This window comes from Variovorax cryoconiti (genome assembly GCF_051216395.1).
Classification (GTDB): domain Bacteria; phylum Pseudomonadota; class Gammaproteobacteria; order Burkholderiales; family Burkholderiaceae_C; genus Variovorax.
Genome location: NZ_JBPJZI010000014.1, coordinates 1 through 25893 on the forward strand (window position 1 = coordinate 1; position 25893 = coordinate 25893).

Genomic DNA, 25893 nt, shown 5'->3' on the forward strand with positions numbered 1-25893 from the left:
CATCTGTTCCATCGACGCGCTGGTCTCCTCGACGCCGGCAGCCTGCTCGCTGGAGGCCTGGCTCAAGGACTGCGCCGTCGCGCTCACCTCTTCGGAAGCACTGGCCAGCGACTCGGCACCGCCGTTGACTTCGGCCACCACCTGAGACAACCGCGTGACCATGTTCTGCATGGCCTGCAGCAGCTGGCCGGTCTCGTCACGCGACGTGGCCTCGACCGTCACCGTCAGATCGCCCTCGGCCAGCCGGTTTGCGGCGTCCACGGCGCGGGCCAATGGCCGTGTCACGCTGCGGCTGATGATGTAGCCCAGCGCAATGCCGATCAGGATGCCGCCACAGATCACGCCCAGCATCAGGCGCAGTCCGCTCTGATACAGCGTGGTGGTTTCTTCCGCTGCCACCTTGGCTCGCACCTCTTTCTGCTGGGTCAGTTCGCCCAGGTAGTCGTCCAGCGTGTTGGCCTTGGCGCGCACGCTGTCCAGCGACTGGCTCAGCGCCTCGTCGCGACTGGCCAGCTTCTTGGCGCTGGCCAAGGTCAGCGCCTGTTTCATCTCACGCTCGTAGTCGCCCGACACCTTGTCGAACTGCACGAACAGCTCCTTGGCCCGGTCCGACGTGAACAGCGGACGCCCCTTGCCGATGTTGGCCTTGAGCGAATCGGTGCTCTTGGCGATCGACGCCAGGTGCTTGGCGCGCTCGTCTTCCGAAGTGGCCAGCAGGAAGTTGCTGCGCGCACGGCCGATCGAGATCAGGTCGATGTTGGCCTCCTTGATGTAGGACAGCCCCATCAACTCCATGGCGTACATGTCGTCCGCCTTCTCGTTCATCTTGGAGGCGTTCGAGATGCCGATGGCGCCGACGATGGCACTGATGCCCGCGACGATCAGGAAGCCGGCAATCAGCCGCACCCCGATCTTCAGATTTGAGAACATGGCGATACGTCCTTGGTGGAGTTTCAGGAAAATGAAGGGGTGCCGGGCCGTTCGACCGGCTTCGTGCTTTGCGTCTGACGAAGCAGCATGGGCACGTCGAGAATGAGCGCGACCTCGCCGCTGCCCAGGATGCTGGAGCCGCTGATGCCCTCCAGGTGCGCGAACATCGGCGCCATCGGCTTGATGACGGTCTGCGCCTCGCCGAGCAGCCGGTCCACGATCAGGCCGAAGCGCTGCGCGCCCTGCTTGACGACGACGATGCTCTGCCGCGCGCTGGGCGCACCCGCCACCTTGAAGAGTTTGCGCAACCGGATGAAGGGCAGCACCTGGCCGCGCAGTTCGGCGTAGTCGTGGCCCGTGTCCGCCGTGAACTCCACGCACTCCTCGATCACGTCCAGCGGCAGCACGAACACGGCGTTGCCGACGGTGACCTGGAAGCCGTTGATGATGGCCAGCGTGAGCGGCAGGCGCACCGTCACGGTGGTGCCTTCGCCCGGCCGGCTGTCGATGCCGACCACGCCGCGCAGCGCGGTGATGTTGCGCTTGACCACATCCATGCCGACGCCGCGGCCCGACAGGTTCGTCACCTGCTCGGCGGTGGAGAAGCCGGGTTCGAAGATCAACCCGTAGATCTCGGGGTCGCTGAGCGGCTTGCCCGGCTCGATCAGCCCGCGCTCCACCGCCTTGGCCAGGATGCGGTCGCGCGAGAGCCCGCCGCCGTCGTCGCTCACCTCGATCACGATGCTGCCGGAGTCGTGGTACGCATTGAGCGTGACGGTGCCGCGCGCGGGCTTGCCGCGTTCGGCGCGCAGCGCTGCGTTCTCGATGCCGTGGTCCATGCTGTTGCGCACCAGGTGCGTCAGCGGGTCGGCGATCTTCTCGACCACCGTCTTGTCCAGTTCGGTGTCTTCCCCGTGGATATCGAGCGCGATGTCCTTGCCGATTTCGCGCGAGACGTCGTGCACCACGCGCTTGAAGCGGCTGAAGGTCGCGCCGATCTTCACCATGCGCAGTTGCAGCGCGCTGTCGCGCACTTCCTGCACCAGGCTCACCAGCGTCGAATGCGCCTCCTGAAGTGCGGTGCTCTGCAGGTGCTTGCCTGCGACGCTGGCCGTGGCCGATGCGGTGATCAGTTCGCCGACGAGGTCGACCAGGCGATCGAGCTTGTCGGCATCGACGCGCACCGATTGCGTTTCGCCGGCCTTCGCTTCCTTGGCAGCGCGCTGCCGCGGCGCCGCCGCTTCGGCGGTCACGCTGGCGGCCTGGACCTCGGTGACGGGCAGTTCGTCCGATGACGCATCGGCCGTCGCGCCGGCCAGCGCCGCATCGAGCACTGCCCGCGTGAGGCTGCGGCAATGCACCAGGATCTCGCCCATCTCCTGCGCACCCTCGGTGCCGAGCAGATCAAGGTAGTCGGCCACCGGGCTGCCCGGCGGCACGATGCGCACGGCGCAGTCGTCCTGCACGAACTCGAAGGCGCCTTCGATGGCCGCACGGTCCGCGTCGCTGCGCAGCGCCAGCTCGAAGCCCAGGTAGCACGACTCCGCATCCATCTCGGCCAGCGCCGGCAGTGCATCCGGCAAGGTGGCGATGGCGGTGACGGTGCCCAGCTTCTTCAGGTAGCGCAGGAAAGACAGCGGGTCCATGCCATTGCGCAGCACGTCCGGCCCGAAGCGCAGCGAGATGTGCCAATGGGCCGGGTCGGCTTGGGCGCCGGTCGACGGCGCCAGGCCGGGATGTGGCGCGGCCGCGGGCGCAGGCGTCGGCTCGCTGCCGAGGTGGCGGTGCAGCGCCACCAGCAGCGGTGCAGCGCGCGATGTCATGTCGTCGTCGGCCTCGGTGTGGCCCACTGCCGCGGCGTCGACCAGGCTGCCGACGTGATCGCGACAGGCCAGGAGCAGCGTGACCATCGCATCGTCCAACGGCAGCGCGCCGGCGCGCACCTTGTCGAGCACGCTCTCGGCCACGTGGGCGAACGCCACGATGAAGTCGAGGCCGAACAGGCCGGCCGAACCCTTGATGGTGTGCGCCGCACGGAAGATGGCGTTGACAGAGTCGGAGGGGTCGTCCTCCTGCAGCACGCCGAGCAGCGCGGCATCCATCTCCTCGAGCAGTTCCCTGCATTCGACGAAGAAGGTCTGGAGGGCATCGTCCATGTTCATGCGGGCTCTCCCAGCGGCAGCGCTGCCGTCGCGATGTCGAAGAAGGACGCGAGGTCGAAGAGTTCGAACAAGTCGCGCACGGCGTCGCTCGGTGCATGGAGCACCACGGTGCGGCCGCTGGCCAGCGCCGCGCGGTGCGTGGCCATCAGCAGTTGCACACCGGAACTGTCGATTTCAGTCACCTCGGCCAGATCGATGTCCAGGCCTTCGGACGCGTCGGCCAGCGCTGCGATCAGCCGCGCCTGCAGTTCCGCCGCACCGTAGATGGTGAGCTCACCCTCCAGCGCGAGCCGGCCGCGGCCGCTCATGGAAGCACCAGCTTCTCAACCGCCGCCAGCAGCATCGCCGGCTGGAAGGGCTTGACCACCCAGGCCTTGGCGCCGGCCGCCTGGCCTTCGCGCTTCTTGGCTTCCTGGCTTTCGGTGGTGAGCATGATCACCGGCGTGAACCGGTAGGCCGGCATGGCCTTGACGTTCTTCACGAAGGTGATGCCGTCCATGTTGGGCATGTTCACGTCGCTGACGATCAGGTGCACCTTCTGGCCGGTGAGCTTGGTCAGCGCATCCTGGCCGTCGCGGCCCTCGATGACGTCGTACCCGGCGCCCTTGAGCGCAATACCGACGACCTGGCGCACCGAAGCGGAGTCGTCGACGATCAGGATGGTCTTTGCCATGGGAGTCCTCTAGAAGAAAGTGATCTCGTTCTGCGGAGCCGGCGCCGGTGCCTTCGCACCGCCCGGGCCTGTGTGGATGTCGCGCTCGCTGGCCATCGCGTAGGTGGCCTCGAGTTCCTTCAGCAGGCCCGCCGCCTCCAGCGGCTGCAGGTCGCCGTCGCGTTCGCAGGCATCGCAGTGGTCCTGCACCACGTTCGGCATGCGCGTGATGTTGTCGCGCACATGCGCCAGCACCTGGCTCACGCGGTCCTGGAACTGCAGCTGCACCAGGGCGTCGTTGACTTCGGCCTGGATACCGACGCTCTCCTCGCGCAGGAAGGCGGCCGAGTCGGCCAGCGAGCCGGTCAGGCCCTGGAACTGCGCGAGCACGTCGCGGATGCGTGTCTCCGAGGCGGAGACGACCTGCTGCTCCTGCGAGCGGGTCACCTCGGCCACGCTGCGCACCTCGTCGATGGCGCTGCGGATCGCACCGGTCTTGCTGGCGATGAGCCGGCCGGTCTCGCCGGACGCCCGCGACAGCGCGCGCACCTCCTGCGCCACCTGGGAGAAGCCGCGGCCACTTTCGCCCGCGTGCGCCGCCTCGATGGCCGCGTTGATGGCCAGCAGGTTGGTCTGCTGGGCGAGCCGCGACACGCCGTCGGCCATCTCGTGGAGTTCGCCGACGAAGATCTGCAGCCCTTGCACCTTGTCGAGCATCTGCGCCTTGCTCTGCATGGCGTCGCGCAGCGAGGCGACGACGGCCTGGAGCTGTTCCTGGCTGTCTGCATAGAGGGCCGCGGCGGCGGCGTCCGACGTGTTGCCTCCGCCGCTGCCGGAGTCCGACAGCATCTTTCCGAGCTTCTGCACGATGGCCGCAAAGCGTTCGCTCAGCGCGGCGATCGCCGTTTCCATCTGGCTGCGCGAGGCTTCGATCTGGCCGGACCAGACCGGCGCCACGTCGGCGCTGAAGGCGCGGTGTCCCACGAAGTAGAGGCGCAGCGACTCATCGGTCGACTGCTGCGACTTCACGGCGAACCAGCCCGCCGCCGCGCCCAGGCCGGTCAGCGCCACGAAGCAGGCCCCGCCTGCGAGGCTCGCCGACGACAGGAACAGACAGGCCGCACCGCCGAGCACGCCCACGGCGGGTGCAACGAGAAACTGCGCGTTCTTCCGGTTCGACATCAAGTGAAGGTTCATGTTGGTTCCAGGAGTGCGCACCAGGCCAAGCCATGGCCAACGGCCACAGAGGCCGCAGACACGTGCGACAGTCACTCTTCTATTTCGGTGGGCACGGCGTCATCGAAGAGGGCACGAGTGACGAAATAGAGGACTTATCCGGCCAACATCGCCCAATTGACTTTGGCCCCGCTCCCTAGCATGGGCGACCATGGCGCAGCCCTATCCCGTCCCTTACTCCGTGCACGCCGCGACCGCCGAGGCCGAGCACCGCGCCGACCTGGTGCCCGTGGTGCTGCGGCTGCTGGTCGCGCATGCCCGCGCGCGCGAGAAGGACCCGTCGGGCCTGGTGCGGGGCCTGGGCTTCGACCTGTCCGACCTGGACTCGCCCGTGCTGCGGGTGTCGTATCGGCAGTGCGCCGAGGCCATCCGTCGCGCGCTCGTGCTGCTGCCGAACCCCCACCTGGGGCTGGAGATCGGCGAGGCGCTCAACGTCGTGTCGCTCGGCAAGGTCGGCCTGGGGATGATGGCGAGCGAGAACCTGCACCGGATGCTCGAATTCCTGATCGCCTTCCCGCGCCCGGCCGGCTGCCTGCTGTCGCTGCACGGCGAATCGCCCGCGGCGCAGTTCCGCGTCGTGGCCCAGCCGCTGTTCCACGACCCGGCGCTGCAACGCTTTCTGGTGACCTACACGCTGGCATCGCTGGCGTCGCTGGCCCGCCAGATCGTCGGCCCGGCCTGCCGCCCGCTGTCGGTCGAGCTGGCCCTGCCCCGGCCGGCCGCCACGGCAGCCTACGAGCAGGCCTTCGGACAGATGCCGCAGTTCGAGCGGCCGGCCAACCGGCTGGTCTTCGCCGCAGAAGCGCACCCCCTGCCCTGCGCGGAGCCCTCGGTGGCCCGCGCGATGCAGGAGGCGTTGCAGGCGGCCCGGTCGGCCCAACCCGTCCAGGAGATCGGCGCGGCCGTGTCCCAGATCATCCGCCGCCACCACGGCGCGCCGCCGCCGCTGGCGCAGGTGGCCCGCACCTTGAACATGAGCGAGCGCTCGTTGCGCCGCCGGCTGTGCGACGAGGGCCTGAGCTTCCGGGGGCTGGTCGCCGACGACCGGCGCATCCGCACGCTGACGCTCGTGACGCAGTCGGACGCGTCCTTGACCCAGGTGGCGACGCGCTCGGGCTACACCAGCGCGCGCAGCCTGCGGCGGGCCGTCAACCGGTGGACGGGCACCGGGCCGTCCAGCCTGCGCAAGACGGCGCAGCGGCCGGAGTGAACGACCGGCCCAGCGAGGCGGGCCTCAACTACGCGGGGAAATGCGCGCTTCGAAGCTCACCACTTGTCGTCGCTCTTGGACGGCGTGGCGGGCGTCGCCGAAGGCGCAGCAGCCGGGCGTGCCTGAGCGGGCCGTGGTGCCGTTGCCGCCGGCGGCACCGCCGCGCCGCCCGTTGCCGCAGCCGCTTGGGCGGGCTGAACCTTGGCGACGGTCACACCCTTGAGTTCATCGCGCAGCTGCAGGCCGCCGAGGGGCAACTGCTCCAGGTTCGAGCGCACGTTCTCCAGCCGGCCATAGGACAGGTTCGGCGTCACGCGTTCGATCACCAGTTCGCAGCACGGCGACTCGACACGGCCGAGGCTCTGGCCGGTCTGCGGGTCCTTCATCTCGGTGCCCATCGTGACCATCGCGTAGCGCGCGCCCTCCTTGAGCGCCTGGCCGCCCTGGCTGAGCACCACGTTGGTCCCGTCCCGCGAGACGACCGTCACGGGGAAGGTCCGCCGAAGCACCGAGGTCACGACCTGGTTGACCAGGTCGGTGCTCATGTCCTCCAGCACCTTGCCGCCGTCCACGCCGCGCCCGAGCGTGGTGGCCTCGGTCGAGGGCACACTGCCGCGCAGCGAGTCCGACGCCATCACCTGCCGTGTCGCCACGTTCACCAGCTTCTCGGTCAGTGCCCATCCGCCGGAATAGCTCACCAGCTCGCGGTCGCTCGTCTTGAGCTGGCGCGCATGCCGGTTGTAGGCCAGGTTGCTCACCCGGCCGCTCCAGACCAGGTCCGCACTCGCGGCCTGCGAGAGCTTGGCGAGCTCGGCGCTGGGCGCCTGGCCCGACGAGATCATGTCGAGCTCGCCCTGAATGTCGGGGCTGAATTCCCGGTCGAGCACCGCGAAGCGTCCCGTCTGCACCAGCGCGTCGCTGATGCGCTGGCGCAGGGCCGCGCCGACTTCCGCCGACGGCACCGAGCGGTCCCCCATCGGGAGGCTGGCACTGTTGAACCGGATCTGGCCGATGACCAGCTTGACCTTCTGCATCTCCGCCGAAGGCTGGAACTTGGCGATCCGGGCCTCGATGGTCGCCTTGTACTGGTTGCCGCCCAGAACGCCCGGCTCCTTCATCTCGACCAGCTTGAAGTTCTGGATCACGCCACCGGAGCGCTGTGTGACCGCATCGGCGAACGCATTGCCGCGCAGCGAAGCGGCGTCCTGGCCGAGGCTGACGTCGAGGCCGAACTTGACGCTCACGCTCTCGGACTGCACCGCAGCGCCGTTCACCTGAAGGATGGCCAGCTTCATGGCATCGGCCACCGCCTCGCCGGCCGATGCGCCATAGCCTTGTGCCGTGGTCTGCACGTTCGAGAGCTTGCCGACATCGGGCGCCGGCGCCGCGACGCTCATCGGCGTCGGCGCGGGCGCCGCTTTTTCAGGCTCGGCCTTGTTGCAGGCAGCCAGCAGCACCGCCGAAGCGACGGCGGTCATACAGAGGAGTGAGCGCATGAGGAGTCAGCCGATGTTCAAAGGGCCTTGAGCGCGTCGTTGGCGTCGGTCGGCACCGGAATGTCCTGGCTTTGCGCGAACGCGATCGCGTTTTGCAGTGCGCCGCCGACGTTGGACATCGAACCGGGGAAGTTGGAGACGATGTAGACCGCCGACTGCAGCTTGGGCAGTTGCAGCGGCGAGGCGCTCTTCAGGCTCGAACCCATGGTCGACACGTTCTTGCCCACGGCGACCAGTTTGGTGGTGCCGGTGCCCAGGAGCACGAGGCCTTTCGAATACAACGCCTTCGAATTCGCATCCAGCACCGGCTTCTTCGCCATTTCGGCGGCCACGGCGCTGGTCGATGCGGCGACCGCCTTGTTCGACTCTTCCAGCGAATCCTTGGTGGCGCCTTCGGTCAGCGACGCCGAGGTCGCGGCGGAGGTGGCCGCCGCCGTCTTCAGGCCCAGCGCTTCGGCCATCAGGCTGTTGGCGTTCAGCACGTCCTTGTTCGCCGCCACGTAGCCGCGCACCAGCGAATCCTGCTGACCGGTGAGGTCACCGGCCGAGGCGCCCGAGCCGCCCAGGCCCTTCACGCCGGGGATCGACGGCATGGAGAACTGTGCATGCGCTGCGGTGCTGGCACCGAGAGCGAGGATGGCGGAAGCGATGGCGATCTGAAGCTTGTTCATTGTTTTGTCTTTCGAGAGGTGCAATTGGTTTTGGAAGAGAGAGGCAGGCCGGCTTACTGGATGCCCTTGGCCGTGAGCTGGCTGGTGAGCTCGCGCGCGGCGTTGTTCGCGGCCTGCGTGAGCGCACTGCCGCGTGCGGTCGATTCGTCGGGGCCCACGCCGGCGTACTGGATCGGACCGACGGCCGCCTGGGTCGACGGGATGGCCTTGGACACGTTGTAGACCTTCGCATTGACGGTCACGCCGACGCGCACCAGGCCCGTGGCGGGGTCCTTGCCGGCCGGGGCGATGTCCAGCGTGCCGAGGGCGACGTAGGGCACGCCGGCCGTGCGCATGCCGGCGGCGATGGACTGCAGGGTGGCCGACTTCAGGTCGTTGCCGGTCTGGTAGTCCTCTTCGACCTTGGCCACCGAGAAGCGGCCACCGGTGGCCGGCTCGGCCATCCCCGCTTCGATGACCTCGAAGCCGGCGCGCGCGAACATGCCGGTGAAGACGACATTCAGGTTGGCGCTCGGGTAGAGGCGGTAGGTGGCTTCGCTTGCGCGCGTGACCGTGCTGCCGCCCGTCTCGATGCTGCGGCTGCGGTTCGCGGAGAAGTCGGCCGTCGCGGAGGTCGACTCGTTGGTGCTGATCTGGTTGCCGCGGATCGACTCGCCCTCGGTGCCCTTGGCGGTGGTGGCGCCGCGTGCGTTGACGCTGACGTTCTGGTCGACGCGCTTGTAGACGCGGTCGTCAAAGGACTTGACCGAGGCCACCTCGCGCGAGACGAAGACGAAGACCAGCTGCGATTTCTCGGCAGCGCCCGCCTTGGCGACGGCAGAGTTCGACTTCACCAGGTTGCGCAGGTTGGCCACGTTCAGCGAGACGCGAACGGCGACCGTGTACTGGCGCTTGTCGGGTGTGTCTTCTTCGCCCAGCACGGTGGTTTCCAGGATGTAGCGGTCCGGGTTGGCCAGGATCTTGTCGCGCACCACGTCGAAGTTCTCGCTCTCCGACTCGCCAGCCTCGGCGTAGAAGAATTCGATCGCCTTGAGCTGCGCCGCCTGCGTGGCCTTGGCCTTGTCGTCGGCCGACACCGATCGGCCGGGGTAGGTGACCGACGCCTTGCCGCGGGCCTGCTGGACTTGGGCCACCGAAGCGACAGCGAAGCACGCCAGGACGACGGCCATGAGTGAGCGAGTTATTTGCATTGGGACATCAGGAGGTTGGTTTTCAGGATTTGCGCTTCGATGTCGGGCGCCGCGGCCGCGGCCTTGACCCAACTCATCTCTTTGGTGGCGACCGCCGTGGCCAGCCGTGTGAACAGGCCGTTCCACGAGTCGTAGTACGCCGGGAAGTCGTCCACGTAGGTCTGCGTGGCGGGGACGACCTTGGTCTCGCCGTTCTTCAATGCCGTGTCGAGGTAGGCCGTGCCCATCAGGGGCTGCTCGATCCTCATCGTGGCGTAGGTGCCATAGACGAAGCTGTCGCCGGCCGCAACGGAGCCGAACTTCACCTTCTTGATGCCGGTGAGGTCCACGGAGATCGTGTAGTCGGGCTCGGGCAGCTTCAAGGTGAAGACGGTGCCGTCGGACACGCGCATGGCGAACACGTTGCCCACGGCGTAGCCCTGCGAATAAGGAATCAGCGGAACGCCGGCGCGGGTCGAGATCGCCTCGCTCACCATGTCCGCGGCCCAGGTCTCGGCCATGCCCGGTTCGCTCTTGAGGTACGGCGGCAGGCTGGCCATCACGCTCGGGTCGAGGCTGACCTTGGAAACCTTGAGCAGACGCGGCACCTGCGCCGGGAGGGTCGCACCGGCCAGGACGTTGGCGTAGCGCGCGAAGATCCCCGGCTTGTTCGCGGCGCCCTCGTACACCGCCTGCACCCGCCCGAGGATTTCGGCCTGGGTCGGGTCGCGATCGAAGACATCGATGTACGCGAAGCTCAGCGGATACGAGCGGACCACGGTCATGCTCTTGAAGTCGAAGAACAGCGCCTGCGCACGGATCAGCACGAACAGCTTGCGCAGGTTGCCGAAGTGCTCGACCGACACGGTCTCCGAATTCACCACCAGCGAGGTCACGATCGCCTGGTCGCGGCCCTTGAGCTCGGCGATCATGCCGGGCTCGACGGTGAGGTTGCGCGGCGGTGCAGCGGCGATGCTGGCCTGGATGCGTGCATAGGCCCGGCCGCCGGCCTGCTCCAGGCCCTTCTCATAGGCGCGGGAATATGGAAAACGCTGGTCCAGGCTGGCCGCGTCGCCAGAGAACGCCAGGCCTGCCAAGGTGACCTGTGTCCCCTGGGCTTGCGCTGTCGTCGGAAGAAAGAAGGCGTGCACGGTGAGCACGCCGGCCGCCACGGCCCTGCCAAAAAACCTCAAGATGTCTCCCCAGTCGGCCCGCGACGGCGAAGGCGATGTGCCTGCCTGGACGCGCCACATTTGTTATTCGCTAAGTTACGAACGTTTCCAAATGTACAAGATTGGGAGACCTGGTGATGTCGGCTGTGTGACGTGCAGCCGCAAGCCGCCGTCAGGGCCGCCCTGGGCCGTTAACCCGTGAGCGTCGCCGGCGCGGCGGTGGTTGCGTCCTGCGCCAGGCTGTCCAGCGGCCAGCGCGGCTTGACGTCGAAGGCGTAGGCCTCGGTCGCTTCCTGCAGCCCGGCCTGCAGGCGCATGGCGGCGGCCATGGCGATCATGGCGCCGTTGTCGGTGCACAGGTGCAGTTCCGGGTAGTGCACCCGCACGCCGCGCTGCGCGCAGGCGGCGTCGAGCTGCTGGCGCAGCATCCGGTTGGCGCCGACGCCGCCGGCCACCACCAGGCGCTTGAGGCCGGTCGCGGCCAGCGCCGACAGGCTCTTCTTCAGCAGCACCTCGACGATGGCGGCCTGCGTCGATGCCGCCAGGTCGGCCTTGCGCACGTCGAGCTGGTCCCCGAGCTTCTTGGCCTGCGTGAGCACCGCGGTCTTGAGGCCGGCGAAGGAGAAGTCGAGGTCGCCGCTGTGCAGCAGCGGGCGCGGCAGCTTGAAGGCCACCGGGTCGCCCTGCTCCGCCAGCTTGGCCAGCCACGGGCCGCCGGGGTACGGCAGACCCATCAGCTTGGCGGACTTGTCGAAGGCCTCACCCGCCGCGTCGTCGATGGTCTCGCCCAGGATCTCGTAGCGACCCACGCCGTCGACGCGCATCAGCTGGGTGTGGCCACCCGACACGAGCAAGGCCACGAAGGGAAACTCGGGCGGGTCTTCGCTCAGGAAGGGCGACAGCAGGTGCCCTTCGAGGTGGTGCACGCCCAGCACCGGCTTGCCCAGCGCCGCGCCCAGCGCGCAGGCCACGCCGGCCCCCACCAGCAGCGCGCCCGCCAGGCCGGGGCCCCGGGTGTAGGCGACGACATCGACGTCGGCCAGCCGCTTGCCGGCCTCGTCGAGCACCGTCTGCGTCAGCGGCAGCACGCGGCGGATGTGGTCGCGGCTTGCCAGTTCGGGCACCACGCCACCGTAGGCCTGGTGCATGGCGATCTGACTGTGCAGTGCGTGCGAGGCCAGCCGCGGCACGGCCGCGCCCTCCCATTCGACCAGCGCCACGCCGGTTTCGTCGCACGACGATTCGATTCCCAATACGAGCATGGCCGCGAGTGTAGGATGCGCGCGCTTGCGGGGCATGGATGTTGCTGCATGCCCCTTCACCCCGCCCTTCGGAACGCCCACGACACGATGAAATCCGGACTGAGCTTCCTGATCGCCGCCCTGCGCAGCGAGATCGACGAACTCGATCAGCTGTCGCGCACCAGCGCGCTGGTCGGCACCATCGGCCGCCTGGTGCATGCACTGCAGCGCGAACGCGGCATCTCCAACGTGCTGCTGGCCTCGGGTGGCCAGCGCTTCGCCGCCGAACAGAGCACGCAGATCGCCGAGTGCGCCGGCCTCGAGCAGGCGGTGCGCGAATGCTTCGACGCGCTCGAAGCCGATCCCCGCCGCCTGGGCAACAGTGCCCGCCTGTTCAGCCGCATCGCGTGGGTGGTGCCGGGCCTGGACGCCCTGCCGGCGCTGCGCCAGCGCATCGGTGCCCTGCAGATGCCGGCCGCCGAGGCGACGGGTGCCTTCGTCAAGGTGATCGCCGGCCTGCTCGCGGTGGTGTTCGAGGCCGCCGACGGTGCGACCGACCCCGAGATTTCCCGCCTGCTGGTGGCGATGTTCAACTTCATGCAGGGCAAGGAGCTCGCCGGCCAGGAGCGCGCCTGCGGCGCCGCGGCCTTCGCGTCCGGCCGCAACGAGTCGGCACGGCAGCAGCAATGGCTGCACCTGATCGAATCGCAGGAGCGCTGCTTTCAGGTCTTCTCGGAGTTCTCCGGCCCCGAGCTGGAAGCGCAGTGGCTGGCGCACCTGCCGCCGGCCCAGACCGCCGAACTCGAGCGGCTGCGTCGCATCGCCTGCGCCGCGCCCGCCGGCGTGGCGCTCGACCCCAACCTGAGCCCGGTGTGGTTCGACTGCTGCACACGGCGCATCGACGCCATGCAGACGGTCGAGGAGCGGCTGGCGGCGGACCTGCATCAGCTGTGCATCGCCAAGATCAGCCGCGCCCGCGGCGAGCTGCAGACCCACGAGTTGCTGCTGGCGCAGATCGCACACGCGCCGCCCGCCTCGTCGGCCGCCTTCTTCGAGCAGCCGGCCACGCCGCTGCTCGCCGCCTCGCCCGCCGCCGGCGGGCCGCCCTACGGCCGCCAGCTGGAGCGCTCGATCCTCGACATGGTCCAGGAGCAGTCGCTCCGGCTGCAGGCCATGAGCGACGAACTCGACACCGTGCGTGCGTCGCTCAACGAGCGCAAGCTGGTCGAGCGTGCCAAGGGCTTGCTGATGGCACACCGCCGCCTGAGCGAGGCCGAAGCGCACAAGATGCTGCGCCAGACCGCGATGAACCAGAACCGGCGGCTGATCGACGTGGCCGAATCGGTGCTCTCGATGGCGGAGTACCTGCCCGTGGACGGGAAGCCCTGAACGCAATTGGTGCATCGCACAAAGCGTTGCCACGTGCGGCTGAGCGAGTCGATCAGGCCCGGATCCCTGACCAGCCCTTGCTTCAACGCTACGACTTCAATAGCAAAAACAACACCCTGCCTGCTGGCACACCGCTTGCATGTGACTCTGCATAGACCGACGTAGGTCTTCAGGCAGGCGGCATCCAACGCAGGGTGTCTCCCACCGAACCGGACAAAGGCGTCCGTGTCCGTCGAAGCTCGCTTCCCAGCAGCTTCGGCGTGATGCGGACGCCTTTTTTGTTTTTGTTTTGTTGTTTGTCTCTGGCCTTGCCATTTCTTCCGGAGTTCGCCCCATGACCGATCTGCTGAAAACGAAGTTGAGCCGCCGCCGCGTGCTGCAGGCTGCCGCCGTCGGTGCCGCCGGCATCGACCCCGCGCTGCGCGCCCTCGCCTACGCGCAAGGCTCCGACAAGCCCGAGAAGGAAGAAGTCAAGATCGGCTTCATCCCCCTGACCGACTGCGCCAGCGTGGTGATGGCCTCGGTGCTGGGCATCGACAAGAAGTACGGCGTGAAGATCGTGCCCAGCAAGGAAGCCAGCTGGGCCGGCGTGCGCGACAAGCTGGTCAATGGCGACCTCGACATGGCCCACGTGCTCTATGGCCTGGTCTACGGCGTGCACCTCGGCCTGTCCGGTCCGAAGAAGGACATGGCGGTGCTCATGACCCTGAACAACAACGGCCAGGCGATCACGCTGTCGAAGAAGCTGGCCGACAAGGGCGCGGTCGACGCGCCGTCGCTCGCCAAGCTGATCGCCAAGGAAAAGGGCGAGTACACCTTCGCCCAGACCTTCCCGACCGGCACGCACGCGATGTGGCTGTACTACTGGCTGGCCTCGGCCGGCATCGACCCTTTCAAGGACGTGAAGAACATCGTGGTGCCGCCCCCGCAGATGGTGGCGAACATGCGCATCGGCAACATGGACGGCTTCTGCGTGGGCGAGCCCTGGGGCCAGCGCGCCATCATGGACGGCATCGGCGTGACGGCCATCACCACGCAGGACATCTGGAAGGACCACCCCGAAAAGGTGCTGGGCTGCACCGCCGACTTCGTCAAGAAGTACCCGAACACCGCACGCGCCGTGACCGCCGCCATCCTCGAGGCCGGCAAGTGGATCGACGCCGGGCTGCAGAACAAGAACAAGATGGCCGAGACGATCGCCGACAAGAGCTACGTCAACACCAGCGTGGACGCCATCAACCAGCGCATCCTGGGCCGCTACGTCAACGGCATGGGCAAGAGCTGGGACGACCCGAACCACATGAAGTTCTATGCCGACGGCGCGGTGACCTTCCCGTACCTGTCGGACGGCATGTGGTTCCTCACGCAGCACAAGCGCTGGGGCCTGCTGAAGGCGCACCCGGACTACCTGAAGGTGGCGACGGAGATCAACCGCATCGACATCTACAAGCAGGCCGCGACCGCCACGCAGACGCCGGTGCCCAAGGACGTGCTGCGCACCAGCAAGCTGATGGACGGCGTGGTGTGGGACGGGAAGGACCCGGCCAGGTACGCCGATTCGTTCAAGGTCAAGGCCTGAGGAGAACACCATGGTGAGCGCCGTCTTTCATTCCCCCCTGGAGGCGAATGTGCCTCTCTCCACACCGGCCGCCGCGTCGGTCGTCGCACCCGCCAAGGCTGCCGCCGTTTCGGCGCCTGCGCCGGTGCAGGCTGCGCCCCGCAAGCCGCTCGACCTGCGCGCCTTCTGGATGCGCGTGCTGCCACCGCTGGCCGGCTTCGGCCTGCTCCTGCTGGTCTGGGAGCTGATCGCGATGAACAGCACCACCGGCTTCCCCTCGCCGCTGGTCACGGGCAAGCAGGCGCTGACGGTGTTCGCCGATCCGTTCTACAGCAAGGGGCCGAACGACCAGGGCGTGGGCTGGAACGTGCTGTCCTCGCTGCAGCGCGTGGCGATGGGTTTCGGCCTCGCGGCGCTGGTCGGCATCCCCGCGGGCTTCGCCATCGGGCGCTTCGAGTTCCTCGCGCGCATGTTCAACCCGCTCATCAGCCTGCTGCGCCCGGTGTCGCCGCTGGCCTGGCTGCCGATCGGCCTCTTGGTCTTCAAGGGCGCCAACCCGGCGGCCATCTGGACCATCTTCATCTGCTCGATCTGGCCGATGGTGATCAACACCGCCGTCGGCGTGCAGCGCGTGCCGAGCGACTACATGAACGTGGCCAAGGTGCTGAACCTCAGCGAATGGAAGATCCTCACCAAGATCCTCTTCCCCGCCGTGCTGCCCTACATGCTGACCGGCGTGCGCCTGGCCGTCGGCACCGCCTGGCTGGTGATCGTCGCGGCCGAGATGCTGACCGGCGGCGTGGGCATCGGCTTCTGGGTGTGGGACGAGTGGAACAACCTCAACGTCGCCAACATCATCATCGCGATCTTCGTGATCGGCGTGGTCGGCCTGGTGCTCGAATTCGCGCTCATCAAGATCGCCACCGCGTTCACGTTCGAAGAGGTGAAGTCATGAATGATGATTCCAAGTTCATCGAGATCAGCGACGTCGAGCAGACCTTCAAGACGCCCAAGGGCAGCTTCCAGGCGCTGCGGGACATTCACCTGACCGTCGCCAAGGGCGAGTTCGTCGCGCTGATCGGCCACTCGGGCTGCGGCAAGTCGACGCTGCTGAACCTGATCGCCGGCCTCACGAAGCCGACGCACGGCACGCTGCTGTGCGCCAACAAGGAAATCGCCGGCCCCGGCCCGGAGCGCGCGGTGGTCTTCCAGAACCATTCGCTGCTGCCCTGGCTCACCTGCTACGAGAACATCTACCTGGGCGTGGAGCGCGTCTTCGCGGCGACCGAAAGCAAGGCGCAGCTGAAGGCACGTACCGACGCGGCGCTGGCCCTGGTCGGCCTCACGCCCGCGACGGGCAAGCGGCCCGGCGAGATCTCCGGCGGCATGAAGCAGCGCGTGGGCATCGCCCGTGCGCTGGCCATGGAACCCAAGGTGCTGCTGATGGACGAGCCCTTCGGCGCGCTCGATGCCCTCACCCGCGCCCGCCTGCAGGACGAGCTGCTGGCCATCGTGCAGAAGACGCACAGCACGGTCGTGATGGTCACGCACGACGTGGACGAAGCCGTGCTGCTGTCCGACAAGATCGTGATGATGACCAATGGCCCGTCGGCCACCATCGGTGAGGTGCTGCCGGTGAACCTGCCGCGCCCGCGCCACCGCGTCGAGCTGGCCGAGGACCGCGACTACGTGCACTACCGCAAGGCGGTCATCGACTTCCTCTACACGCGGCAAGGCCACGTCGAGAAGGCGGCCTGAGCCGCCTGCCGGGAACCGCCATGGACATGCGCGTGAAGAAGCAGAAGCTGGTGCTCGTGGGCAATGGGATGGCCGGCGTGCGCACGCTCGAGGAGCTGATCCGGATCGACCCGGCGCTCTACGACATCACCGTGTTCGGCGCGGAGCCGCATCCCAACTACAACCGCATCCTGCTGTCGCCGGTGCTGGCGGGCGAACAGACGCTCGACGAGATCGTCCTGAACCCCTGGTCGTGGTACGAGGAACATGGCATCACGGTGCATGCGGGCCGTCGGGTGGTCGAGGTCGACCGCGTGCGGCGCATCGTGCGCGCCGACGATGGCACCGAGGCGCCCTATGACCGCCTGCTGCTGTGCACCGGCTCCTACCCTTTCATGCTGCCCGTACCGGGCAAGCACCTGGCCGGCGTGATCGCCTACCGTGACATCGCCGACACGCAGGCCATGATCGACACCGCCAAGACGCACCGGCACGCGGTCGTCATCGGCGGCGGCCTGCTGGGCCTGGAGGCGGCCAACGGCCTGATGCTGCGCGGCATGACCGTGACCGTGGTGCACGTCAGCGAATGGCTGATGAACCGCCAGCTCGACGACGTGGCGGCCGGCCTGTTGCGCCAGTCGCTCGAAGACCGCGGCCTGAAGTTCCGCCTGGGTGCCCACACACAGGAATTGCTGGACGACGGCGCGGGCCGCGTGCGCGCCGTGCGCTTCCAGGACGGCAGCGAAGAGCCCGCCGACCTGGTGGTGATGGCCGTGGGCATCCGCCCCAACGTCCAGCTCGCCGAATCGATGCGGCTGCACTGCCAGCGTGGCATCGTCGTCACCGACACGCTGCAGACCGTGACCGACGCGCGCATCTATGCGGTGGGCGAATGCGCGGCGCACCGCGGCATCGCGTACGGCCTGGTCGCACCGCTGTTCGAGCAGGCGCGCGTGGCCGCCAACCACCTGGCCGAGATGGGCTACGGCCGCTACATGGGATCGCTCACCTCGACCAAGCTGAAGGTGACCGGCATCGACCTCTTCAGCGCCGGCGACTTCATGGGCGGCGAAGGCACCGAGGCCATCGTGATGCGCGACCCGGCCGGCGGCGTCTACAAGAAACTGGTGATCAAGGGCGACAAGCTGGTCGGCGCCTGCCTCTATGGCGACACGGCCGACGGCAGCTGGTACTTCCAGCTGCTGCGCGAGGGCAGCAGCGTGCAGGGCATCCGCGACACGCTGATGTTCGGCGAAAACGCCTGAGCGGCCATGAGCCTCGGCCTGTCCATGCACGGCGCGACGCGGGAAACCCGCTCCACCTGCCCCTATTGCGGCGTGGGCTGCGGCGTGATCATCGAATCCGCCGGCGCGCAGATCACCGGCGTGCACGGCGACCCGGACCATCCGGCCAACTTCGGCCGGCTGTGCACCAAGGGCTCGACCCTGCACCTCACAGCTTCCGCCGCGGTCACGATGCAGACCCGCCTGCTGCAGCCGATGCGGCGTGCCGAACGCGGCGCGGCGCCTGCGGCCATCGGCTGGGACGACGCGCTGGCCACAGCGACCGGCAAATTCGCCCAGGTGATCCGCGACCACGGCCCCGACGCGGTCGGCTTCTACATCTCGGGCCAGTTGCTGACCGAGGACTACTACGTCTTCAACAAGCTGGCCAAGGGCCTCGTCGGCACCAACAACATCGACACCAACTCGCGCCTGTGCATGAGCAGCGCGGTCGCGGGCTACAAGAAGACGCTCGGCGCCGACGCGCCGCCGGCCTGCTACGACGACTTCAAGGATGCGCAGTGCCTGTTCATCGTCGGCAGCAACACGGCGTGGGCGCACCCCATCCTGTTCCGTCGCATCGAGGACGCGAAGCGCGCCAACCCGGCGATGAAGATCGTCGTGGTCGACCCGCGCCGCACCGACACCTGCGAGATCGCCGACCTGCACCTGGCCATCCAGCCCGGCACCGACGTGATGCTGTTCCATGGCCTGCTGCACCTGATGCTGCGGGAGGGCTGGACCCGACCCGACTACATCGCCGCTCACACCACGGGCTTCGACGCGCTGACCGCGACGGTGCGCGACTGCACCCCCGAGCGCGTGGCGCAGGTCTGCGGCATCGATGCGCGTGACTTGCTCGAGACCGCGCGCCTGTTCGCCACCTCGGCCGCGACGCTGAGCCTGTACTGCCAGGGGCTGAACCAGTCGTCGTCCGGCACCGCGAAGAACGCGACGCTGATCAACCTGCATCTGGCGACTGCACAGATCGGCCGGCCCGGCGCGGGGCCTTTCTCGCTGACCGGCCAGCCCAACGCGATGGGTGGCCGCGAGGTCGGCGGCATGGCGAACCTGCTGAGCGCTCACCGCGACCTGGCCAACCCCATGCACCGCGCCGAAGTGGCCGCGCTGTGGGGCCTGAGCGAAGGACAAGACGTACCGGCCACGCCGGGCAAGACCGCGGTCGAGATGTTCCAGGCCGCGGCCGACGGCGAGATCCGCGCGCTGTGGATCGCCTGCACCAACCCCGCCCAGTCGATGCCCGACCAGGCCACCGTTCGGCGCGCGCTCGAGCGCTGCGAGTTCGTGGTCGTGCAGGAAGCCTTCGCCACCACCGCGACCGGCGCCTACGCCGACCTGCTGCTGCCCGCCACGACCTGGGGCGAGAAGGTCGGTACCGTGACCAACAGCGAGCGCCGCATTTCGCGCGTCCGCCAAGCGGTGCCCGCACCCGGCGGGGCGCGGCACGACTGGTCGGCGGTCGCCGATTTCGCGCAGCGTCTCGAAGCGGTGCTGCCGCCGCGCAGCGTCACGCCGCTCTTCCCCTACGCCCTCGACACCGAAGCCGGCGCCGAAGCCATCTGGAACGAGCACCGCGAGAGCACCCGCGGCCGCGACCTGGACATCACCGGGCTGAGCTGGGCGATGCTCGACACGCACGGACCCCAGCAATGGCCGTGTCCTGCGGACACGGCCTGCGGCGGCAATGACAACGGCAACGCGACCGCGTTGCCGGCCGTCAGGCGCCAGTTCGGCAAGGCACGCCTGTACGAAGACGGCGTGTTCCCCACGCCCGACGGCCGCGCCCGTTTCTACGACGTCGCCTACCAGCCGGTGGCCGAAGCCCGCGAACCGCATTACCCCTTGTCGCTCAACACCGGCCGCCTGCGCGACCAGTGGCACGGCATGAGCCGCACCGGCACGCTGGGCCGCCTGTTCGGCCACGTGCCGGAGCCGGTCGTGCAGATGCACCCGCAGGACATGGCGCGCCGGGAGATTCGCGACGGCGACCTCGTGCAGGTCGCATCCAAGCGCGGCGCGATCGTGCTGCCGGCGCAGGGCAGCACCGACATCGGCCCGGGCCAGAGCTTCATCGCCATGCACTGGGGCGAAGAGGCGCTGAGCGGCCGGTCGAGCACCGGCGAGCGGCTGGCGGGCGTCAACGCCCTGAGCACGCCGGTGTTCTGCCCCGATTCGAAGCAGCCCGAGCTCAAGCACGCGGCCGTGCAGATCGCGAAAGCCGGGCTACCCTGGTCGTTGCTCGCGGTGGCCTGGCTGCCCGGTGACCGGGTGCTCGCGGCGCAGACTGCCTTGCGCGCGTTGATGCCGCGTTTCGCCTTCGCCAGTTGCGTGCCCTTCGGCAGCGGCGGTGCGCTGGCGGGTGGCGCGGCCGAACGCAGCGGCCTGCTGTTCCGCGCGGCCGACACGGAAGCCGCGTCGCCCGAGCTGCTCGCCCAGATCGAGGCCCTGCTCGGCCTGGCCGCCCCGGACACCCTGCGCTACGCCGACGCGCGCCAGGGCCAGCACCGCGCCGCGCGGCTGCTGCGCTCGGATGCCGACCCGCAGGCGGCACGGCTCGACGCCTTCCTGCTGGGCGGCGACACGCGCGCCGAAGCCTGGCTCAAGCCGCTGCTGCAGGACCAGTTGCCGGCCCAGGCCTTCGGCCGCCAGTTGCTGCGGCCGGGTGCCACGGCACCGGTGCCCATGCAGGCGCGCGGCAAGGTCGTCTGCAGCTGCTTCGGCGTGACCGAAAGCGCCATCCGGGTGCAACTTCCGCGCTGCGCGGGCTCCGACCGCGAGCGCCTGACCGCGCTGCAGGGCGCGCTGAAATGCGGCACCAACTGCGGCTCCTGCCTGCCCGAACTGCAGCGCATGCTGCACGCCACACCGGCTGCGGCTGCACCCGAGGCGGCACTGTCGTGAACGTCCTTGGTGCGTCCACGGGCATAAGCGAAGCGCCTTTCCGGCATAAGCCTTGCGGGACAATCCGCCTACCCATGGGAATCAGCCAATACATCAAGGAAATCGGCCGCGGCGCGCGAGGCGCCAAGCCGCTCACGCGCGAGCAGTCGGAAGACCTGTTCGGCCAGGTGCTGGACGGCACCGTCACCGACCTGGAGATCGGCGGCTTCTGCCTGGCCATGCGCATCAAGGGTGAAACGCCCGAGGAGATGGCCGGCTTCCTCGATGCCACCCACGCGCGGCTGACCCTGTTCCCCGCCGCGGGCCGCGCGCTGGTCGTGCTGCCCAGCTACAACGGCGCGCGCAAGCTGCCGGTGCTCACGCCGCTGCTCGCGCTGCTGCTGGCGCGGGAGGGCCTGCCGGTGCTGGTGCACGGCAGCGCGAGCGAGTCGAGCCGCGTGCTGGCGTCGAACGTGCTGGCCGCGCTCGACGTACCGGCGCTCGCCGCCGTGCGCGCGGTGGCCGACGGCGAGGTGGCCTTCGCGTCGACCGAACTGCTGAACCCGGCGCTGAAGAAACTGCTCGACGTGCGCCGCGTGGTGGGCCTGCGCAACCCCGGCCACAGCGTCGTGAAGCTGATGCGGCCGACCGCCGGCCCCTGCGTGGTGGTCGCGAGCTACACGCATCCGGCCTACGCCACGGTGATGGGCGACACCTTCGCGCTCACCGGCACCACGGCGCTGCTGTCGCGCGGGCTCGAGGGCGAGGTCGTATCCGACCCGCGCCGCGTCGCGCAGATCGATGGCTACATGCGCGGCGAGCGGCAGGAACTGCAGGCGCAGCAGGCCGGCACGCTGGCCGAGGTGCCGGGGCTGCCGACCGAGATCGACATCGCATCGACCGTGCAGTACACGCGCCGCGTGCTGGCGGGCGAGCTGCCCGTGCCCGACGCGATCGCGACGCAGGTCGTGCACATCCGACAACTGGCTTCCCACGCATGAACGACCTCACCCATCACGGCCACCACGGCACCTGCACGCTGGTCGGCGCCGGCCCCGGCGACCCGGAGCTGCTGACCCTCAAGGCGGTCAAGGCGATCGGCGCCGCGACCGTGCTCTTCGTCGACGACCTGGTGAACGATGCCATCCTCGACCACGCGCGCCCCGGCGCGCGCATCGTGCACGTGGGCAAGCGCGGCGGCTGCAAGAGCACGCCGCAGGCCTTCATCGAGAAGCTGATGATCACGGCCGTGCACGAAGGCGAGACGGTGGTACGCCTCAAGGGCGGCGACCCCTTCATCTTCGGCCGTGGCGGCGAAGAGGTGGAACACCTTCGCGAGGCCGGCATCGAGGTCGCCGTGGTCAACGGCATCACCGCGGGCCTGGCGGCGGTGACAGCCTTGGGCGTGCCGCTCACGCACCGCGACCACGCACAGGGCGTCATCTTCGTCACCGGCCATGCCCGAACCGGCGCTGGCGCAGAGCAGGATCCGACCGATTGGCGCGGCCTGGCCGGCATGGCGCACCACGCACGGCTCACCCTGGTGATCTACATGGGCGTGGCCGGCGCGGCGCACATACAGCGCGAGCTGCTGCAGGGCCTGCCGGCTTCGACGCCGGTCGTGGTCGTGCAGCACGCGAGCCTGCCGCAGCAACGCCACGTAGCGACCACCCTCGAGCGCCTGTGCCTGGACATGGCCGACGCCGGCCTGGGCAGCCCGGCGGTGATCGTGGTGGGCGACGTGTTGCGCGGTCTGGCGGCCGCTGGCATGCAGCCGGAAACGACGCGCCAGGCGACGGGGCGCAGGTAACGCGGGCCGGTACACGCCATTCGGCCTGTCGCTTCCCGCAGGGGCTGCCCCTAAAATCCGCCGATTCCACAACAACATCGAGGGGTCGGCATGCTCAAGATCGACAAGCTCAACGAGTTCACCGCGAGCCACGGCGAGCTGCAGCGCGGCAAGGGGCTGGTCACCGGCACCATCGCGCTGAGCCTGGGCGTCCTGTGCTTCCTCGGGGTGCTGGCCTTCCACTTCCCGCAGTACCTCACCACGCCCGAGCTGCGCCGCAGCTACAACGTGGACATCATGCGCACCATCCTGCTGGTGGCGATGGTCGTGGCGGGCGGGCTGGCGCTGGTGAACATCGTGTTCAACCGCTCGCGCTGGCTGTCGTCGGCGGCCTTCCTGCTGATCGTCTCGGCAGCGCTGCTGGGCGGCCACAAGGTGCCGGTGAACGACTTCGCGGACAACACGCCCTACATCGGCCTGGACTGGTTCATCCTCGACCTGCTGGGCTCGGCGCTGATCTTCATCTTCATCGAGAAGCTGTTCGCGCACCGCAAGGACCAGCCGGTGTTCCGCGCCGAGTGGCAGACCGACTTCCACCACTTCGTCGTCAACCACATGATCGTGGGCTTCGTGCTGCTGGCGACCAACCTGCTGGTGCACAAGCTCTTCGGCTGGGCCGCCAACGACGGCATCCGCGGCTGGATCGCCGGCCTGCCCTTCTGGGCCGGCGTGCTGCTGATCATCCTGGTGGCCGACCTGGTGCAGTACTGGACGCACCGCGCCTACCACGAGGTGCCGGTGCTCTGGCGCCTGCACGCGGTGCACCACAGCGTCAAGAGCATGGACTGGATGGCCGGCTCGCGCCAGCACATCCTCGAACTGCTGCTGACCCGCACGCTGGTGCTGGCACCGATCTACGTGCTGGGCTTCAGCAAGGAAGTGATCGACGCGTACATCGTGGTGGTCGGCTTCCAGGCGGTGTTCAACCACTGCAACGTGAACGTGCGGCTCGGCCCGCTGCGCTACCTCATCGTCACGCCCAACTTCCACCACTGGCACCACGCGCAGGACCAGGAGGCGCTCGACCGCAACTACGCAGCGCACTACGCCTTCCTCGACTACCTCTTCGGCACCGCCGTGAAAAGCACCAAGCTCTGGCCGGAACGCTACGGCGTGCTGGGCGACTACGTGCCGAACGGTTTCTTCAAGCAGCTGAAGTTCCCGTTCGTGTGGAAGGGTTGAGCGCCTTGAGCCCGACACGCCTGCGTGGCGCTTCCCTGTTCGTCGCCGCCCTGCTGCTGGCCGGCTGCGCATCACGCTTCGAGCCCTCCGAGAACGGCGGGCTGCCGCGGCTCAACGTGCAGAGCTCGGCCATCGCCCCCGGCAATGGCGGCGAGCTGATCTCGGCGACCGCGCTCGAGCCCGGCGACATCCTGCTCACGTCGGTCGCGACGCTCGGCTCCTTCGGCATCCGTCTGGGCACCTTCTCGCCGGTGAGCCACGCCGTGCTGTACCTGGGGGACGGCCAGGTCGCCGAAGCCGTGGGCGACGGCGTGCGTGCGCGACGCATCGACGACGTGGTGGCCGAAGAGCAGATGGTGGTCGCCTTCCGTCACCCAGGCATCGACGCCGAGCACGCGCAGCGCCTGCGCGGCTGGGCGATGTCGCAGGTCGGCACGCGCTACAACACGGTCGGCGTGATGCTGAACGCGCCCTTCGTGCTGAACCGGCGCATCTGCGAGCTGCCGCTGATGCCTGGCGCTGCACGCGACTTCTGCCTGCGCGGCTTCGCCATGGTGCAACTGGGCGCGAGTCGCAACGACCAGTTCTTCTGCTCGCAATTCGTGCTGGAAGCCTACAACCAGGCCGGCCTGCCCGTGACCACGGCCGACCCGCGCTGGGTGAGCCCTGCCGACCTGCTGCACATGCGCGAGGGCGACGTGCCGTCGATTCCCGCGACGCAACCGCTGCGCTACGTCGGCCACCTCAAGTACAACCCGCCGCCGGTGATCGTCGTCGACGGAGCGACCGCGCGTTGAACTTCGACGCGGTCGTCATCGGCGCGGGCGCGGCCGGGCTGTTCTGCGCGGCGCAGGCGGGCCAGCGCGGCCGCAAGGTGCTGCTGATTGACCACAGCGAGCGCGTGGCCGAGAAGATCCGCATCTCGGGCGGCGGCCGCTGCAACTTCACCAACCGCGACATCGACGTGCGCGCGCCACAGCGCCATTTCGTGAGCGAGAACCCGAACTTCTGCCGCTCGGCCCTGTCGCGCTACACACCGCAGCAGTTCATCGGGCTGATCGAACGGCACGGCATCGCGTTCCACGAGAAGCACAAGGGCCAGCTCTTCTGCGACGGGCCCTCGCAGCAGATCATCGACATGCTGCTGGCCGAGTGCGACGCGGGCGGCGTGACGCGCTGGCAGCCCTGCGCCGTGCAGGGCGTTGCCTTGGACGACGGCCGCGCGCTCTACCGCCTCGAGACCGACCGCGGCATGGTCGAAACGCCCCGGCTGGTGGTGGCGACCGGCGGCCTGTCGATCCCGCAACTGGGCGCGAGCGACTTCGGCTACCGGCTGGCACGGCAATTCGGCCTGCGCGTGGTCACGCCCCGCCCGGCCTTGGTGCCGCTCACCTTCGCCGGCGATGGCTGGGCGCCCTACGCCGGGCTGGCCGGCCTGGCGCTGCCGGTTCAGATCGAAACCGGCCGCAAGAAGGAGCGCATGGCCTTCCTGGAGGACCTGCTCTTCACCCACCGCGGCCTGTCGGGCCCGGCGGTGCTGCAGATTTCGAGCTACTGGCGCGAGGGCGAACCGCTGACCATCGACTTCGCCCCCGGCACCGACGTGGCGGTGGCGCTGGGCGAAGCCAAGTCCCGCTCGCGCAAGCGCATCGCCAACGAGTTGGCGGCGCTGGTGCCGTCGCGGCTGGCGGACGCGTGGGTCGGTGACGACCCGGCCCTGCAGCGCCCCGTCAATGAGGCCGCCGACAAGGCGCTGGGCCAGCTCGCGGAGCGCGTCAGCCGCTGGGCGATCACCCCGGCCGGTACCGAGGGCTACAAGAAGGCCGAGGTCACGGCCGGCGGCGTCGACACCCGCGACCTCTCGTCCCAGACCCTGGAATCGAAGCAGCCGGGCCTGTTTTTCATCGGCGAAGTGGTCGACGTGACGGGTTGGCTGGGCGGTTACAACTTTCAATGGGCGTGGGCCAGCGCCCATGCCTGCGCCAACGCGTTATAATCGCGGGCTAACTTCTGGCCTTCCCTCAACGGCCACCAAGATTTTCAGTTGAGGAACCC

The 25893-nt window shown here is 68.6% G+C and carries 21 protein-coding genes and 1 pseudogene; 12 read left to right on the top strand and 10 right to left on the bottom strand.

The features are described from left to right. The 5 genes from ACSFA2_RS23815 to ACSFA2_RS23835 form a co-directional block, all read right to left on the bottom strand. On the bottom strand, positions 1–930 hold a 930-nt coding region (locus tag ACSFA2_RS23815), incomplete at its 3' end, for a methyl-accepting chemotaxis protein (protein ID WP_435457806.1). Between the two features lie 23 nt (positions 931–953). Beyond that, positions 954–3092 carry a chemotaxis protein CheA gene (locus ACSFA2_RS23820; protein WP_435457807.1) on the bottom strand — a complete coding sequence of 713 codons (2139 nt, stop codon included), beginning with the start codon at positions 3090–3092 and terminating at the stop codon, positions 954–956. Further along, positions 3089–3400, bottom strand: a complete 312-nt coding sequence (locus ACSFA2_RS23825) for an STAS domain-containing protein (protein ID WP_435457808.1) — start codon at positions 3398–3400, stop codon at positions 3089–3091. The genes ACSFA2_RS23820 and ACSFA2_RS23825 overlap by 4 nt, the downstream gene beginning before the upstream one ends. Then, positions 3397–3765 (bottom strand): response regulator, encoded by a 369-nt coding sequence (locus ACSFA2_RS23830; protein WP_262076251.1) that lies wholly within the window; start codon positions 3763–3765, stop codon positions 3397–3399. The genes ACSFA2_RS23825 and ACSFA2_RS23830 overlap by 4 nt, the downstream gene beginning before the upstream one ends. 9 nt (positions 3766–3774) lie before the next feature. Next, complete coding sequence (locus tag ACSFA2_RS23835; protein ID WP_435457809.1) at positions 3775–4941, bottom strand: methyl-accepting chemotaxis protein; 1167 nt, start codon at positions 4939–4941, stop codon at positions 3775–3777. Positions 4942–5131: 190 nt separating this feature from the next. Between ACSFA2_RS23835 and ACSFA2_RS23840 the strand changes: the two genes are divergently transcribed. Next, positions 5132–6190 (top strand): AraC family transcriptional regulator, encoded by a 1059-nt coding sequence (locus tag ACSFA2_RS23840; protein ID WP_435457810.1) that lies wholly within the window; start codon positions 5132–5134, stop codon positions 6188–6190. A gap of 56 nt (positions 6191–6246) precedes the next feature. Here ACSFA2_RS23840 and ACSFA2_RS23845 read toward each other — a convergent pair whose 3' ends face one another. The 5 genes from ACSFA2_RS23845 to tsaD form a co-directional block, all read right to left on the bottom strand. Continuing rightward, complete coding sequence (locus ACSFA2_RS23845; protein WP_435457811.1) at positions 6247–7668, bottom strand: CsgG/HfaB family protein; 1422 nt, start codon at positions 7666–7668, stop codon at positions 6247–6249. A 35-nt stretch (positions 7669–7703) separates the two neighbouring features. Beyond that, a complete protein-coding gene (locus tag ACSFA2_RS23850) occupies positions 7704–8357 on the bottom strand; it encodes a hypothetical protein (protein WP_435457812.1) in 654 nt (217 codons plus the stop codon). Between the two features lie 53 nt (positions 8358–8410). Beyond that, positions 8411–9526, bottom strand: coding sequence for a hypothetical protein (locus ACSFA2_RS23855; RefSeq protein ID WP_435457813.1), 1116 nt, complete (start codon positions 9524–9526; stop codon positions 8411–8413). Between the two features lie 11 nt (positions 9527–9537). Further along, positions 9538–10719, bottom strand: coding sequence for a hypothetical protein (locus ACSFA2_RS23860; protein ID WP_435457814.1), 1182 nt, complete (start codon positions 10717–10719; stop codon positions 9538–9540). 170 nt (positions 10720–10889) lie between these two features. Continuing rightward, positions 10890–11960, bottom strand: coding sequence for a tRNA (adenosine(37)-N6)-threonylcarbamoyltransferase complex transferase subunit TsaD (tsaD, locus tag ACSFA2_RS23865; protein ID WP_435457815.1), 1071 nt, complete (start codon positions 11958–11960; stop codon positions 10890–10892). A gap of 87 nt (positions 11961–12047) precedes the next feature. Here tsaD and ACSFA2_RS23870 point away from each other — a divergent pair, with 87 nt between their 5' ends. The 11 genes and pseudogenes from ACSFA2_RS23870 (at position 12048) to ACSFA2_RS23920 (ending at position 25834) form a co-directional block, all read left to right on the top strand. Beyond that, positions 12048–13328 carry a nitrate- and nitrite sensing domain-containing protein gene (locus ACSFA2_RS23870; RefSeq protein ID WP_435457816.1) on the top strand — a complete coding sequence of 427 codons (1281 nt, stop codon included), beginning with the start codon at positions 12048–12050 and terminating at the stop codon, positions 13326–13328. Positions 13329–13662: 334 nt separating this feature from the next. Then, a complete protein-coding gene (locus ACSFA2_RS23875) occupies positions 13663–14907 on the top strand; it encodes a CmpA/NrtA family ABC transporter substrate-binding protein (protein ID WP_435457817.1) in 1245 nt (414 codons plus the stop codon). Positions 14908–14917: 10 nt separating this feature from the next. Next, positions 14918–15841, top strand: a complete 924-nt coding sequence (gene ntrB, locus ACSFA2_RS23880) for a nitrate ABC transporter permease (protein WP_435457818.1) — start codon at positions 14918–14920, stop codon at positions 15839–15841. Then, positions 15838–16644, top strand: coding sequence for an ABC transporter ATP-binding protein (locus tag ACSFA2_RS23885; RefSeq protein WP_435457819.1), 807 nt, complete (start codon positions 15838–15840; stop codon positions 16642–16644). Before ntrB ends, ACSFA2_RS23885 begins: the two co-directional genes overlap by 4 nt. A 20-nt stretch (positions 16645–16664) precedes the next feature. After that, a pseudogene (locus tag ACSFA2_RS23890) lies at positions 16665–17882 on the top strand (NAD(P)/FAD-dependent oxidoreductase); the annotation flags it as partial. Positions 17883–17894: 12 nt separating this feature from the next. Next, the gene (locus ACSFA2_RS23895; RefSeq protein WP_435457820.1) at positions 17895–20828 is read left to right on the top strand and encodes a nitrate reductase; all 2934 of its coding nucleotides are present in this window, start codon (positions 17895–17897) and stop codon (positions 20826–20828) included. A gap of 74 nt (positions 20829–20902) precedes the next feature. Beyond that, the gene (ybiB, locus tag ACSFA2_RS23900) at positions 20903–21808 is read left to right on the top strand and encodes a DNA-binding protein YbiB (RefSeq protein WP_435457821.1); all 906 of its coding nucleotides are present in this window, start codon (positions 20903–20905) and stop codon (positions 21806–21808) included. Further along, positions 21805–22617: a uroporphyrinogen-III C-methyltransferase gene (cobA, locus tag ACSFA2_RS23905; protein WP_435457822.1), complete on the top strand. Its 813-nt coding sequence runs from the start codon at positions 21805–21807 to the stop codon at positions 22615–22617. Before ybiB ends, cobA begins: the two co-directional genes overlap by 4 nt. Positions 22618–22707: 90 nt before the next feature. After that, the gene (locus ACSFA2_RS23910; RefSeq protein WP_435457823.1) at positions 22708–23838 is read left to right on the top strand and encodes a sterol desaturase family protein; all 1131 of its coding nucleotides are present in this window, start codon (positions 22708–22710) and stop codon (positions 23836–23838) included. A gap of 5 nt (positions 23839–23843) precedes the next feature. Further along, positions 23844–24635, top strand: coding sequence for a YaeF family permuted papain-like enzyme (locus ACSFA2_RS23915; RefSeq protein ID WP_435457824.1), 792 nt, complete (start codon positions 23844–23846; stop codon positions 24633–24635). After that, positions 24632–25834 (top strand): BaiN/RdsA family NAD(P)/FAD-dependent oxidoreductase, encoded by a 1203-nt coding sequence (locus ACSFA2_RS23920; protein ID WP_435457825.1) that lies wholly within the window; start codon positions 24632–24634, stop codon positions 25832–25834. The genes ACSFA2_RS23915 and ACSFA2_RS23920 overlap by 4 nt, the downstream gene beginning before the upstream one ends. Positions 25835–25893: the final 59 nt, after the last annotated feature.